The organism is Lichenifustis flavocetrariae (assembly GCF_026130545.1).
Classification (GTDB): Bacteria; Pseudomonadota; Alphaproteobacteria; order Rhizobiales; family Beijerinckiaceae; genus Lichenihabitans; species Lichenihabitans flavocetrariae.
The window spans coordinates 50995-64675 of sequence record NZ_JAMOIM010000013.1; the positions used below are offsets into that span (position 1 = coordinate 50995).

A 13681-nucleotide genomic window follows, 5' to 3' on the forward strand; every position below is an offset into this window, starting at 1 on the left:
CGCCTCGCGCGCGAAAGCCCCGAGACGGGCGGCGCGCCCTTTTTTCCAAGGACATCGAAAGGGTTCGCGGTGTCAGATCAGGTTGTGACGCGCTTTGCGCCGTCTCCGACGGGCTTTCTGCATATCGGCGGCGCCAGGACGGCGCTGTTCAATTGGCTCTACGCGAGGGGGCGCGGCGGCAAGATGCTGCTGCGGATCGAGGATACGGATCGCGAACGGTCCACGACGGCCGCCATCGACGCCATCATCGACGGACTGACCTGGCTGGGGCTCGATTGGGACGGGGACGTCATCTACCAGGCGCAGCGGGTGCAGCGTCACCGGGAGGCCGCCGACAGCCTGCTGGCCCAGGGCCGCGCCTACCATTGCTATGCGACGCCGGCCGAACTCGAGGAGATGCGCGAGCTCGCACGGAAGGAAGGCCGGGCGCCGCGCTACGATGGACGCTGGCGCGACCGCGACCCTGCCGAGGCCCCGGCCGGCGTGAAGCCGGTGATCCGGCTCAAGGCGCCGCAGGACGGGCAGACGACACTGCATGACGCCGTGCAAGGCACCGTCACCTGGTCGAACCGCGATCTCGACGACCTTGTCCTGCTGCGTTCGGACGGCACGCCCACCTATATGCTGGCCGTGGTGGTCGACGACCACGACATGGGCGTGACGCAGATCATCCGGGGCGACGACCATCTGACCAATGCGGCGCGGCAGATGCACATTTATGGCGCGCTCGGCTGGGAGGTGCCCAGCATGGCGCATATCCCGCTCATCCATGGGCCGGATGGGTCCAAGCTGTCGAAGCGGCATGGGGCGCTCGGGGTCGACGCCTACCGCGAGATGGGCTTTCTGCCCTCGGCCTTGCGCAATTATCTGCTGCGGCTCGGCTGGAGCCAGGGCGATCGCGAAATGTTCACGACGCCCGAGATGCTGGAGGCTTTCGACCTCACCGGGATCGGCCGTTCGCCTTCGCGCTTTGACTTCAAGAAGCTCGAGAACCTCAACGGCCACAAGATGCGCGAGGCCTCGGACGCGGAGGTCACGGACGCCCTCGTGGAAACGATGCCCCATCTGCCGGGCGGTGCCGCGAAGGCCGCACGCGTCGACGCGGAGATGAAAGCCAAGCTGCTGGCCGCCATGCCGGGTCTGAAGGAACGCGCAAAGACGCTCACGGAGCTGCTCGACGGTGCCGGCTACCTGTTCGACACGCGTCCGCTTGCGCTCGACGAGAAAGCTGCGGCGGTTCTCGAAGCGGGCGGCCGCGCGCATCTGCGTGAATTGCATCCCCGCCTCGTCGCGCTCGCGACCTGGTCGGCCGAGACAACCGAAGGCGTGGTCCGAGCCTACGCGGAGGCGACAGCCACCAAGCTCGGGCAATTGGCGCAACCCCTGCGTGCGGCGCTGACGGGGCGCACGACATCACCCGGCATTTTCGACGTGCTGGCGGTGCTGGGGCGCGGCGAGAGTCTCGGCCGGATCGCAGATGCGATGACGTGATCCGCCCACGGGCTGCTCTCACGTCGATAGCGGCCCGTTCGGGCACAGCCGCAACAGCGGAGGCGCGACAACGCCGGACTTAACCGCGCCGACTTCAACGGAACCCGCGAAGCCAGCAAATCGTCCTTGACAAGCGAGGCAGTCCCTTCTCCCCTCAAGCGGAAAAGGGACAAACCTCAGAGGTCGCGCATGTCCGTCACCAGCCTCCGTCCTGACCCCTCGCCCGAATGGCAGCAGCGCGTCGAACTCGCGGCCTGCTACCGCCTGCTCGCGCATTACAAGATGACGGACCTGATCTACACGCATTCGACGGTCCGCGTGCCGGGCGAACCGGGCCGGTTTCTGATCAACCCCTATGGCTACCGTTGGGAAGAGATCACCGCCTCCTCGCTCGTCAAGATCGATGTCGAGGGTGACAAGGTTGACGACAGCCCACATCGCGTGAACCCGGCCGGCTTCACGATCCACAGCGCCGTCCATATGGCCCGGCACGACGCGGCGGCCGTGATCCACACGCACACGCGCGCCGGCATGGCGGTCTCGGCCTGCAAGGGCGGCCTCCTGCCGATCAGCCAGATCGCACTGCAATTCTACGGCAGGCTCGGCATCCATGATTATGAGGGCATCGCGCTCGATCTCGACGAGCGGCAGCGCATCATCGCGGATCTCGGCACTGATAAATGCGGCGTCATCCTGCGCAACCACGGCCTGTTGACGGTCGGCCGCACGGTGGCCGAGGCCTTCAGCCTGATGTTCTACCTCAACATGGCCTGCGAAGTGCAGGTCTCGGCCCTCTCCATGGGCCAAGAGCTCGAAATTCCGCCCAAAGAGGTCTGCGAGAAAGTCGGCCAGCAATACGACCAAATGGCCTTCGACGACGGCGACCTGCAGCTCGAATGGGCTGCCCATCTCCGCATGCTTGACAAGATCGATCCGAGCTACCGGACTTAACGAACCTGCGACCCCCCTTCTCCTGCGCGAGCGGCAGAAGGTGTCGCGGCGCAACCGTGGATGAGGGCCGGCGCGGCGTTTGAGGTCGCCCTGACCCTCATCCGACCTCGCGTTTCGCCAGGCCACCTTCTCCCGTTCGCACGGGAGAAGGGAGACGCGACCACTTATTTTGGGAGTGACTTGCGATGCCCGACTTCGACTGGACCCTTCCGGCGCGCGACTACCGCGACCCCGCGCTCTACGAGCGCGAGCGGCAGGAGATCTTCGCCAAGAACTGGATGCTCTTCACCTGGGGCGAGCGGCTGAAGCAACCCGGAGACTACGTCACGGGCACGCTCGCCGGATATCCTGTCTTCGCGATGCGCGACGACGCAGGCCAAATCCGTGCCTTCCACAATGTCTGCCGCCACCGGGGCGCGCAACTGCTGTCCGAACCGCACGGCACCTGCGGCAAGCTCGTGGTCTGTCCCTATCACAGCTGGAGTTACCGGCGCGACGGGCGCCTGAACAAGGCAGTCGATTTCGGCTCCGACGCCGTGTTCGATCCGGATGCCTGGAGCCTCTACGCGATCGATGCCGAGGAGTGGCGCGGGCTTGTCTTCCTGCGTCTGAAGCGCGGCGGTCCCGGCCTCGTCGAATGGCTCGGCCCGATCCACGACATGGCCGCCGACTACCCTCTCGAAAACCAGCATTATTTCATGTCGAAGGACCGCGACTGCGAGGTCGACTGGAAGACCTACGGCGAGAATTATCTCGAATGCTATCACTGCCGGACCATGCATCCCGGCCTCTGCGAAGCCATGGATATCGACGCCTACCGCATCGACACCTATGGGCCCGAGAGATTCTTCCATCTGCACGCGCCGAAGCGCGAGGGCGGCCTGACGCGCGGCCTGTATTTCTACCGCTTCCCGTTCCTGATGCTGAACCTCTATGATTGGGGGTCGTCGATCGCCACGATCGAGCCACTCGGGCCCGGCCGCATCCGCCACATCAACTGGTATTTCTTCACCGACGTCTCGCCCGAAAAGGCGGACGAGAACCGCAAGTCGGCGGAATGGTCGGCCCAGATCGTCACCGAGGACCTCGACATCATCACCGGCGTCCAGCGCAACCTCAATGCCGGCATCTATGAGCGCGGGCCGTTGTCGCCGAAATACGAATATGCGGTGAAGTCCTTCCAGGACATGGTGCGTGAGGAACTTGCGCCGCGGGGTCCGGTGCAGCGCGTCGCCGCCGAATAGCAACTGCGAGCCGCTCGGCTCGGTCGGGCCGCGCGGCTTTTGCCTTGCGGGCCGCAGCCTCGGCCGTCAGAAGGCTCATTGCCAATGCGAAGGGAGCCGATGTGACGAGCGACGACTATGTGTATGACGACGCGACGGGCGAATGGCGGCCGGCCGGCGAGGTGAAGGCCTCCGGCGCCAGCGATCAGGTCGAGGTCCGCGACGCGGCCGGCAACATTCTGGCCGATGGCGATTCCGTCGCCCTCATCAAGGATCTCAAGGTCAAGGGCGCCGGCCAGACCCTGAAACAGGGCACGGTCATCAAATCCATCCGGCTGACCGACAACCCGGAGGAGATCGACTGTCGTTACGAGGCGATCAAAGGCCTCGTGCTGCGGACCGAATTCGTCCGCAAGCGCTGATCCGGGTCCCGCAGGGGGTTCACGGCGGCGGCGGATTTTGCCGGTGCCGTCCCCGCGAACGACGGGCCTCCCCTGCCCCGCCATGCCGCATTTCTTCTTCGAGCTGGCGGTCGAGGCGACACGAGCCGCCGATACCGACTTTCGCCCTGGCGCCTGCCTGATCAGTAACTACGAGCCTGGTGCTCGCCGCCTCAGTAATAAATCGCCCCACGGGTCCCGCCGCCTGCCGCGACCGCGTCCCCGTTGATCGCCATCGACCGGGGCGAGGCCAGGAAGGTCACGACGTCGGCGACTTCTTCCGCCGTGATCAATTTGCCGATGAGGTTGCCGCCGGCCATCTGGCCTTCGATCTCCGCCTCGGGCTTGTCTTCCGCTTGCGCCCGCTGCCGGACGACGCCAGGCGTTTTTTCGGTGCGGGTCAGGCCCGGATGCACGCAAACCGCGGTGACGCCGTGGGGACCAAGTTCGTCGGCGAGGTTCTTCGTCAGCGCCGAGACGCCGACGTTGCGGATCGAGCCGATGATGCTGCCGGTCGAACGGGCGGCGAGTCCGCTGATGTTGATGATCCGGCCGCGACCGGCGGCGATCATCGAAGGTGCGACCTCGCGAGCGACCCGGATATAGCCCATCACCTTGACGTTCACGTCCGCCCAGAGCGCCTCGGCGGTGACGTCGGCGAGCGCCGGCGGCTTGGCCTGGCCGGCCGGCCTCGCAGCGCAATTGACGAGAATATCGATGCGGCCGAAGCGCGCGAGCGCGCTCGCGACCATCGCCTTGACGGCGGAATCGTCGCCGGTGTCTGCGATCGAGGGAAGGATCGAGCGACCCGTCTCGCTCGCGATCTCCCGGGCCGTGGCTTCCAATGCACCGCCGTCCCGGCCGACGATGACAACATCGACGCCTTCAAGGGCCAACCCTCGCGCGATCGCCTTGCCGATGCCGCGGCTTCCGCCTGTGACGATCGCGACATGGCCAGTCAGATATAGGTCCAAACTATTCTCCTTCGCGCACGAGCCCTCATCTGAGGCCGGTCGGGAAACTGGCGCGCTCGACTTCGCCTCAAAACCAGAGTTGCCGGCATTGAGGGCAGAGGTATGGCCGTGATCGGCTCCGGCCCCGCTCCGACGAGAGGAATTTTGGGCCGGCGTCTTTGTGCAGATGAAGCAGCGTAGCCTGAGCAGCAGTGGACTGCACTTGGATTGCGCCAAATGCTGGTTGAGGAACACCGGTCGACTACCGAATTTCAGGAATATAACCGCTACGCCCGCGACAGCCGGTTCCACGCGTCGAGGCCAGCGATCTTGTAGGCCTCGGCCAAGGTCGGATAGTTGAACGAATTCTCGATGAAATAATCGATCGTGCCCTTCAGGTTGAGGACCGCCTGGCCGATGTGGATCAGCTCGGTCGCGCCCTCGCCGACGATGTGGGCGCCGAGCAGCCGGCGGGTCTTGATCGAAAAGATCAGCTTCATCATGCCGGTCTCGAGACCCATGATATGGCCGCGCGACGTCTCGCGGAACCGGGCGATACCGCATTCGTAATGAATGCCGCGCTTCCGCACCTCCTCCTCGTTCATGCCGACGGTCGAGATCTCAGGCACCGAATAGATGCCGTAGGGAAAGAACTCGGGCGGCGGTGGAGGCTCGAGCCCGAAGGCGTGGCAGGCCGCGACCCTTCCTTGTTCCATGGAGGTCGAGGCAAGGCTTGGGAAGCCAATCACGTCGCCGGCCGCATAGATGTGGGGCACTGCGGTCTGCAGCGTCTTGGGTTCGACCGCGATGCGGTTGCGATGGTCGGTCGCAAGACCGGCGGACTCCAGGTTGAGGCTGTCCGTCGCACCCATGCGACCGGCCGCGAAGAGCAGCATCTCGGTGGCGACCGATCGCCCGTCCCCCAATTTGCAGAGCACCCCGCCCTCCCGGCGCTCGATCGATGTCACGGGGCTACCGAGCCGCAACGCGACATTGCGGTCACGCAGGTCGTGGGTGAATTCCTCGATGATCTCCTTGTCGATGAAGTCGAGAAAGGTCGGGCGCGGCTCGACCAGCGTCACCGCGACATCGAGCGCGCTGAAGATCGTGGCATATTCGACGCCGATTACGCCCGCGCCGATCACCGTCAGACTGCGTGGAAGCCGGGGCAGCTCCACGATCTCGTCGCTGTCGAACACGGTCATGCCGTCGAACGGCACGTAATCGGGCCGGAACGGCCGCGTGCCGCAGGCGATCAGGAAGAAGGCGGCGCTGCAGCGTCGCGGCTCGCCGCTTTCGGCCAGGATCTCGACCGTATGCGGATCGACGAAGCGCGCTTCGCCGCGTGCCGTGCGGACGCCGTTCCGAGCGAACTGGTGTTCCAGCACCTCGACTTCATGGTCGAGCGTCTTATGCAGGCGTGCCATGAGATCGCTCGCCGCGATGTCTTGCTTGACCCGGTAGGAGCGGCCATAGAAGCCGCGCTCCCGCCAGCCCGACAGGTTGAGCACGGTTTCCCGCAGTGTCTTGGACGGGATCGTGCCCGTATGCACCGACACGCCGCCGACACGGCGGCCCTTTTCGACGACGAGCACCGATCGTCCCAGTTTTGCGGCCTGGATCGCGGCACGCCGACCCGAGGGCCCGCTGCCGATAACGACGAGATCGTAGTCGTACATGGAAACTCTCATCCCGACGCTTTGGGGCCGCTGCTCGTGCAGCTTGGCATGCGACCTATTCAGACGTGACCGATCGTGCAGTGCAACATGAAACTCCGCGCAGCGTGTCGCGCGATGCTTGCGCCGCCCTGGTCAGAAGATCTCATTTCGTTACGAAATAATTTACAGTCGCATTTTGTATATTAAAGCGATCTCGCAATTTTTCACGTGAAATGCTATCTGAAGGAGAGCCGAGGGAGTTGATCGCTCGTTTGGAATTATGCGAAGGACGAGGCTGCGGCGATCGGCGCCGTCGAGCAAGAGGCGCGTGCTTTGAACCAAGTGATCACAGCCAGCCGCCTGACCGATGGCGCCGTGGTTTTTCTCGGCCAAGATCGCACCTGGGTGGAACGGCTCGCGCAGGCTGAGGTTTTTTCGACCGTGGACGCTTCGGCGGAGGCGCTCAAATCCGCCCAGAAGGACGAGCAAGCCAATGTCGTGCTCGACATCTATGCCATCGACGTCGCCCCGAAGGCTGGCGTTCTGGTGCCGATCAAGCTTCGTGAAGCCATTCGGGCTCAGGGGCCGACGGTGCATCCCGAGCACGGCAAGCCGCGCTAACCGACGGACCTGACGCATGTACCGTTACGATGAATTCGATGCTCAGTTCGTGGCCCAGCGCGTGGCACAGTTCCGCGACCAGGTGGCACGCCGCCTTTCGGGCGAGTTGACGGAAGAGCAATTCAAGCTCCACCGGCTAATGAACGGCGTCTACCTTCAGCTCCATGCCTATATGCTGCGGGTGGCGATCCCCTACGGGGTCCTGTCGTCGCGCCAGCTGCGCAAGCTCGCCCATATCGCCCGCCGTTACGACAAGGGGTTCGGGCATTTCACGACGCGGCAGAACATCCAATACAACTGGCCCGCGCTGGCGGATTGCCCGGACATTCTCGACGAATTGGCCTCGGTTGAGATGCATGCGATCCAGACATCGGGCAATTGCATCCGCAACGTCACGGCCGACCAGTTCGCTGGTGCGGCCGCCGACGAAGTCGCCGATCCCCGCCCCTATGCCGAGATCCTGCGGCAATGGTCGTCGCTGCATCCCGAATATTCGTTCCTGCCCCGCAAGTTCAAGATCGCCGTCACCGGTGCCCCGAAGGATCGCGCCGCGATCCAGGTGCATGACATCGGGTATCACGTCATCAAGAACAACAGGGGCGAGATCGGCTTTGCGGTCTATGTCGGTGGCGGCCAGGGCCGCACACCCATGGTGGCGCTGAAAATCCGCGACTTCCTGCCGGAAGCGGAGCTGCTCGCCTATACGGATGCGATCGTCCGCGTCTACAATCTGGAAGGTCGGCGCGACAACAAATACAAGGCCCGTATCAAGATCCTGGTGCACGAGAAGGGCGCCGAGGCCATGCGGACCGCGGTCGAGGCCGAGTTCGCCAAGGTGCGCGAGCGCAACCTTACCCTGCCTGACGCCGACATCCAGGCCATCCAGAGCTATTTCGCGCTGCCGAACCTACCCGGGAAGCCGGTACACGCGGAAGCTGTCGAGGCGCGCCGCGCCAAGGATGCGGCCTTCGATCGCTTCGTGGCCGTCAACGTCACGCCGCATAAGGTGGCGGGTTATGGCGTCGTGACGATCTCGCTCAAACCCATCGGCGGCATTCCGGGCGATGCCACGGCGGAGCAGATGGACCTCGTGGCCGATCTTGCCGAGCGTCATTCGCACGACGAGATCCGCGTCTCGCACGAGCAGAACCTCGTCCTCCCGCATGTCGCTTTCGAAGACCTGCCGGCCGTCTACGACGCGCTGGCGGCCGCCGACCTCGCAACCGCCAATGCCGGTCTGGTGACCGACATCATCGCCTGTCCGGGTCTCGATTATTGCGCCTTGGCGACGGCGCGATCGATCCCGGTCGCGCAACGTATTTCCGAACGGTTCGGCGACAGCCCCCGCGCGCAGGACATTGGTGACCTGAAAATCAAGATCTCAGGCTGCATCAATGCTTGCGGCCACCATCACGTGGGCCATATCGGAATCCTAGGCCTCGAACGGAAGGGCGAGGAAACCTATCAGATCACGCTCGGCGGGACGGCGGACGAAACCTGTTCGCTCGGCACGCTGACCGGCCCCGGCTTCTCGTCGGAAGACGTGGTGGATGCGGTGGAAACCGTTGTGAATACCTATCTTGGCGTCAGGCGCGACCGGTCGGAGGACTTCCTTTCGACCTTCCGTCGAGTCGGCATGGCGCCGTTCAAACAAGCGCTCTACGAGAAGAACGAGGGCGCAGGGATCTGACCATCATGGGTGTGTTGGACGTCAACCTGTTCGGGGATCTTTCGGCCGCGTCGCGCTTCGAAGAGCGCTTCGTCGCGCTCGATGCCAGCGCGGTGCTGCGCCTCGCTATCAAGGATCTGTTTCCGGGTCGGATCGCGCTGGTGTCGAGCTTCGGCGCCGACTCGGCCGTGCTGCTGCATATGATCTCGACGATCGACACCGCGACGCCTGTGATCTTCGTCGACAGCGGCCATCTGTTCCCCGAAACGCTGGCCTATCGCGACGAATTGGTGGCTCTGCTCGGCCTGACCGACGTGCGAACGGTGTCGGCGACGCCGGAGGAACTCGCGGCCCTCGACCCGGAAAGCTTCCTGTGGTCAAGCGATCCCGACCGCTGCTGCGCCATCCGCAAAGTGGCCCCGCTTGGCCGGGCCATCGACGGGTTCGACGCCTGGATCACGGGCCGCAAGCGTTTCCAGGCCGATACGCGCGCCTCGCTGCCGCTGTTCGAGACGGAGGGCGAGCGCGTCAAGATCAATCCCTTGGCGGGCTGGGATGCCACGAAACTTCTGACCTATCTCGACGAACACAACCTGCCGCGCCATCGCATGGTGGCCAAGGGCTATCCGTCGATCGGCTGCATTCCGTGCACCTCGGCCGTGAAGCCGGGCGAGGACGCGCGAGCGGGCCGGTGGCGCGGCAAGGGCAAGGTCGAATGCGGCATCCACCTCGGCGTGGTGAGCGGGGGCGCGGGGATCTGATGGCGGTCTACAAGAACGGCAAGGCGATCGACAACCTGTGGCGCGCGCTGCCCGACGATGGTTTCGCGCCGAATGGCGTGCCGACGATCTTGCCGCTGAAAGCTTGGATCGAACAGCGCGACGCCCTGAGCCGGCGTGACCAGTTGCTGGGGGTGCTCGTCGAGCCCGGCGAGGCACTCGACCCCCTGGTCCCCGACCTCGGGCGCCTGAGTCTCGTCTCCCTGTCGTTTCCGAAATTCGCCGATGGACGGTCCTTTTCCAAAGCCACCAAGCTGCGCGAGGAATACGGCTACAAGGCCGAGATCCGGGCCGTCGGCGACATTCTCTGGGACCAGTTGCAGTTGATGACGCGTTGCGGCTTCGACGCGTTCGAGATCACGAACGAGCCGACTTTGCGGGCTTTGGAGGCCGGCAAAACCCCCTTCATGTCGGATTTCTATCAGCCGGGTTACGGGCCGGAGATGCGGGTCAATACCCCACGGACTTGGGCGCGGCGATCAATCGAGTAAAGCTCCCTTCTCCCGTCTGAACGAGAGAAGGCAGGAAGGCGGATGAGGGCCGGCGCGGCGCCCGACGTTCCCCGTATCCGGACCTCGAATGCCGTCGATCGTCCGGTCCGAAGCGCAGCTTGAACATCTCTCGAGGCATCGAGAAATTTCGTGCTCCCCGAAGGCGGCCTTGCCACTTTCGCGGCAGCCCGGGAAATGTCGATGGACTGAGAGCCCTGGTTCGTGCTGCCATGTACAACCTCGAGCTGGCGGCTGTACCAGCCTTAGCTCACGCTCAACGATAAAAAAATTTCCGGGAGAAGCTGCGCTATGACGATCACTGCCGTTGCGGGTGGGCGTGAACACGGACGCCCCGATCTGCTCGATCGCGAGCGGATCATCGCTGAAGCGGGGTTCAACCGCTGGGTCGTGCCGCCGGCCGCCCTGGCGATTCATCTTTGCATCGGCATGGCCTATGGGTTCAGCGTCTTCTGGTTGCCGTTGTCGCGAGCGGTCGGCATCACGGCGCCGAAGGCCTGCGCGATCGGGTTCACGCAGGCCCTGTTCGACACTGGTTGTGATTGGAAAGTTAGCGACCTCGGGTGGATCTTCACGCTTTTCTTCGTGGTGCTCGGCTCGTCGGCAGCGCTGTGGGGCGGATGGCTCGAACGTGCCGGCCCGCGTAAGGCCGGCGTGGTCGCGGCATTCTGCTGGTCCGGCGGTTTGCTTATCGGCGCGATCGGCATCGCCACCCATCAGCTATGGCTGCTCCTGGTCGGGCCGGGCATCATCGGCGGCATCGGGCTTGGACTTGGCTACATCTCCCCGGTCTCGACCCTGATCAAGTGGTTCCCGGACCGGCGCGGCACGGCGACCGGCATGGCAATCATGGGGTTTGGGGGCGGCGCGATGATCGGCGCGCCGCTGGCAAACCTGCTGATGGATCATTTCAAGACGACGGATGCGGTCGGGGTGTGGCAGACCTTCGTCGCCCTCGCCCTGATCTATTTCGTCGCCATGATGGCGGGGGCGCTGTTCTACCGGCTTCCGCCCGCCGGCTGGCGTCCGGATGGACTGCCGGTGGCTCTTGCGGCGAAGTCGAGCATGATCACCACCCGCAATGTGCATCTCAAGAACGCGCATAAAACGCCCCAGTTCTGGTTGATATGGGCGGTGCTCTGCCTCAACGTGTCGGCCGGCATCGGTGTGCTCGGCATGGCGTCACCCATGCTGCAGGAGATCTTCGGCGGCCGCCTCTTGGGCTTGCCCGACCTAAGCTTCACGCAGCTCGACCCGACGCAGAAGACCGCTATCGCGGCCATCGCGGCCGGCTTCACGGGTCTTCTGTCCTTGTTCAACATTGGCGGCCGCTTCTTCTGGGCCGCGATGTCGGACAAGATCGGCCGCAAGACGACTTATTTCATCTTCTTCGCGTTCGGCATCGTGCTTTACGCGAGCGGACCCTGGGCCGCCCATGCCGGCTCGAAGGCGCTGTTCGTAGGGATCTTCTGCGTGATCCTGTCAATGTACGGCGGTGGCTTCGCGACGGTCCCGGCCTATCTGGCCGATATCTTTGGAACCCAGTTCGTCGGCGCCATCCATGGACGACTTCTCACCGCTTGGTCGACGGCTGGCATTATTGGCCCCGTCGTGGTGAACTATATCCGCGAAGCTCAGATCGCGGCCGGGGTGCCCCGCGATCAGGTGTACGATCGGACTATGTATATCCTGGCCGGCATGCTGGTCCTGGGATTCATCGCCAATAGCCTCGTCCGCCCTCTCGCGGACCATTGGTTCATGAAGGACAGCGAGGTCGCGGCCCTTCAGCCCAATCGTGCGACGCCCGCCTCTGCGACCGGCTCTTTCGGTATCGGCTTCGGCGGGTTCGACGCCCGGGCCGCCATCGCCTGGGCCCTGGTCGGCGTGCCACTGCTCTGGGGGGTCTGGCAGACGCTCAGCAAGGCGCTGATCCTTTTTAGATAACCCTCGTCAGAAGGGAGCAGCTTGGTGCCGGCCTACACTGGATGGAGTTTTCCCGTCCAGTGTAGGAAACGTCACCCCTCGGGATCGGCCATCACACGATCCTAACCGAGACGTCTGGCTGCATTCTGGGCGCATCGCTCCGCGCGATCACGAACCGACAAACGAATTCTGCGATCCCCATGCCACATGTCACTGCGAGCCAATGGGCGCCGTGGGGAATCCTCAAAGCCCGGACACTGGCCCAGAGATATCCGGCAACATCTCCGGCTTCGTCGCGCGGTGTTTGGAACGAGAACGCTCAACACCTGGCAGACAGTTCGTGTCTGCACAGCGCCCCAAGACAATTCCAGCAAGGGTTGCGACGGCACCCGACCTCACACCTTCCGCCGGCGCCGCTGGCGATACTGATCGGCCACGACGGCGGCCACGATGATAATCCCTTTCACGATGCCCTGGATGTAGGAATCGATCCCGATAAACGTGAAGCCGCTCGTCATCACACCGAGAATGAGGGTGCCGATCACGGTCCCGGTGATGCGCCCGGCGCCGCCCGCGAGGCTGACGCCGCCGATCACGGCCGCCGCGATGGCGTCGAGCTCATAGCCGAGGCCCATGCTGGATTGCCCGCTTTGCGCGCGCGCCGAGGTCACCAGCCCGGCGAGGCCCGACAAGAGGCCGGCCAACGTGTAGACCAGCATGATGTGCCGGTTGACGTTGATGCCGCTCACGCGCGCGGCCTGCGGGTTCGCGCCGATCGCATAGGTGAACTTCCCGTAACGCGTGTAGCGCAACGCGATATGGAAAATCACCGCGGTCACGAGAAAGATCACGACAGGCACGGCGCCCGAGCCGATCCAGGTGTAGTTCTCGGCCAGCATGCTGATCGGCTGGCCGCGCGTATAGACCTGTGCGACGGAGCGCGCCGTCACCATCATGCCGAGCGTTGCGATGAAGGGCGGGATCGCCGTGATGGCGATCAGGCTGCCGTTGATGAACCCGGCCAGCGCCCCGATCACGAGCCCGCACAGGGCCGGCACGATGAACGGCAGGCCACTCAGCGACGGAAACACCGCGCGGGCATAGCCGGGCTCCTGCGCCAGGCTCGCCGCCACCATGGCCGACACCGCCAGCACCGAGCCGGAGGAAAGATCGATACCACCCGTGATGATCACCTGCGTGACGCCGATCGCGATCAGCCCCACCACCGAGACCTGCAGGATCATCACGAGAAGGCGCTGCTGATTGCCGAGAAAGCTCTGGCCCCTGATGCCCCAGCCCAGCGCCTCGAACAGAAGTGCGATGCCGATCAGCACGGCCAGGATGCCGAATTCGGTGGGCAGCCGTCGTTGGCGCTTCGGTTTTCGATCGGGCGCCGCTAGCGTGTTGCTCAGAGGTTCCATGGCGCGTCCCTTTGCAAGGTCAGGCCGGCGTTGGTTTGGTCAC

The 13681-nt window shown here is 64.3% G+C and carries 12 protein-coding genes; 9 read left to right on the top strand and 3 right to left on the bottom strand.

The annotated features are described in order from the left end of the window. The first annotated feature begins 69 nt into the window (after positions 1-69). The 4 genes from gltX (at position 70) to M8523_RS18905 (ending at position 4087) form a co-directional block, all read left to right on the top strand. Entirely contained in the window at positions 70-1491 is a 1422-nt protein-coding gene (gene gltX, locus M8523_RS18890) for a glutamate--tRNA ligase (RefSeq protein WP_282586549.1), read from the top strand. 189 nt (positions 1492-1680) lie between these two features. Next, complete coding sequence (locus M8523_RS18895; protein WP_282586453.1) at positions 1681-2442, top strand: class II aldolase/adducin family protein; 762 nt, start codon at positions 1681-1683, stop codon at positions 2440-2442. Between the two features lie 185 nt (positions 2443-2627). Then, positions 2628-3686 carry an aromatic ring-hydroxylating oxygenase subunit alpha gene (locus M8523_RS18900; protein WP_282586454.1) on the top strand — a complete coding sequence of 353 codons (1059 nt, stop codon included), beginning with the start codon at positions 2628-2630 and terminating at the stop codon, positions 3684-3686. Between the two features lie 101 nt (positions 3687-3787). Continuing rightward, a complete protein-coding gene (locus M8523_RS18905; RefSeq protein ID WP_282586455.1) occupies positions 3788-4087 on the top strand; it encodes an alkylphosphonate utilization protein in 300 nt (99 codons plus the stop codon). Between the two features lie 191 nt (positions 4088-4278). On the opposite strand, the gene M8523_RS18910 is transcribed toward M8523_RS18905, so the two are convergent. Together M8523_RS18910 and sthA are read right to left on the bottom strand one after the other, a co-directional pair. Beyond that, a complete protein-coding gene (locus M8523_RS18910; RefSeq protein WP_282586456.1) occupies positions 4279-5079 on the bottom strand; it encodes an SDR family NAD(P)-dependent oxidoreductase in 801 nt (266 codons plus the stop codon). A 266-nt stretch (positions 5080-5345) separates the two neighbouring features. Then, on the bottom strand, positions 5346-6737 hold the full coding sequence (gene sthA / locus M8523_RS18915) for a Si-specific NAD(P)(+) transhydrogenase (protein WP_282586457.1): 1392 nt from the start codon (positions 6735-6737) through the stop codon (positions 5346-5348). A 321-nt stretch (positions 6738-7058) separates the two neighbouring features. Between sthA and M8523_RS18920 the strand changes: the two genes are divergently transcribed. The 5 genes from M8523_RS18920 (at position 7059) to M8523_RS18940 (ending at position 12238) form a co-directional block, all read left to right on the top strand. Continuing rightward, positions 7059-7337, top strand: coding sequence for a DUF2849 domain-containing protein (locus M8523_RS18920; RefSeq protein ID WP_282586550.1), 279 nt, complete (start codon positions 7059-7061; stop codon positions 7335-7337). A 16-nt stretch (positions 7338-7353) separates the two neighbouring features. Next, on the top strand, positions 7354-9027 hold the full coding sequence (locus M8523_RS18925; protein WP_282586458.1) for a nitrite/sulfite reductase: 1674 nt from the start codon (positions 7354-7356) through the stop codon (positions 9025-9027). Positions 9028-9032: 5 nt separating this feature from the next. After that, positions 9033-9767 carry a phosphoadenylyl-sulfate reductase gene (locus M8523_RS18930; protein WP_282586459.1) on the top strand — a complete coding sequence of 245 codons (735 nt, stop codon included), beginning with the start codon at positions 9033-9035 and terminating at the stop codon, positions 9765-9767. Further along, complete coding sequence (locus M8523_RS18935; RefSeq protein WP_282586460.1) at positions 9767-10276, top strand: DUF934 domain-containing protein; 510 nt, start codon at positions 9767-9769, stop codon at positions 10274-10276. The genes M8523_RS18930 and M8523_RS18935 overlap by 1 nt, the downstream gene beginning before the upstream one ends. Positions 10277-10585: 309 nt before the next feature. Next, a complete protein-coding gene (locus M8523_RS18940) occupies positions 10586-12238 on the top strand; it encodes an OFA family MFS transporter (RefSeq protein WP_282586461.1) in 1653 nt (550 codons plus the stop codon). Between the two features lie 374 nt (positions 12239-12612). Here the strand turns inward: M8523_RS18940 and M8523_RS18945 are convergent, their stop codons facing one another. Then, entirely contained in the window at positions 12613-13638 is a 1026-nt protein-coding gene (locus M8523_RS18945) for an ABC transporter permease (protein ID WP_282586462.1), read from the bottom strand. Between the last annotated feature and the right edge of the window lie 43 nt (positions 13639-13681).

Excerpts from the sequence above, each read along its gene's own strand:
- M8523_RS18895 (WP_282586453.1), top strand. The coding sequence starts at position 1,681 with ATGTCCGTCACCAGCCTCCGTCCTGACCCCTCGCCCGAATGGCAGCAG.
- M8523_RS18900 (WP_282586454.1), top strand. The coding sequence starts at position 2,628 with ATGCCCGACTTCGACTGGACCCTTCCGGCGCGCGACTACCGCGACCCC.
- sthA (WP_282586457.1), bottom strand. The coding sequence starts at position 6,737 with ATGTACGACTACGATCTCGTCGTTATCGGCAGCGGGCCCTCGGGTCGG.
- M8523_RS18925 (WP_282586458.1), top strand. The coding sequence starts at position 7,354 with ATGTACCGTTACGATGAATTCGATGCTCAGTTCGTGGCCCAGCGCGTG.
- M8523_RS18930 (WP_282586459.1), top strand. The coding sequence starts at position 9,033 with ATGGGTGTGTTGGACGTCAACCTGTTCGGGGATCTTTCGGCCGCGTCG.
- M8523_RS18935 (WP_282586460.1), top strand. The coding sequence starts at position 9,767 with ATGGCGGTCTACAAGAACGGCAAGGCGATCGACAACCTGTGGCGCGCG.
- M8523_RS18940 (WP_282586461.1), top strand. The coding sequence starts at position 10,586 with ATGACGATCACTGCCGTTGCGGGTGGGCGTGAACACGGACGCCCCGAT.
- M8523_RS18945 (WP_282586462.1), bottom strand. The coding sequence starts at position 13,638 with ATGGAACCTCTGAGCAACACGCTAGCGGCGCCCGATCGAAAACCGAAG.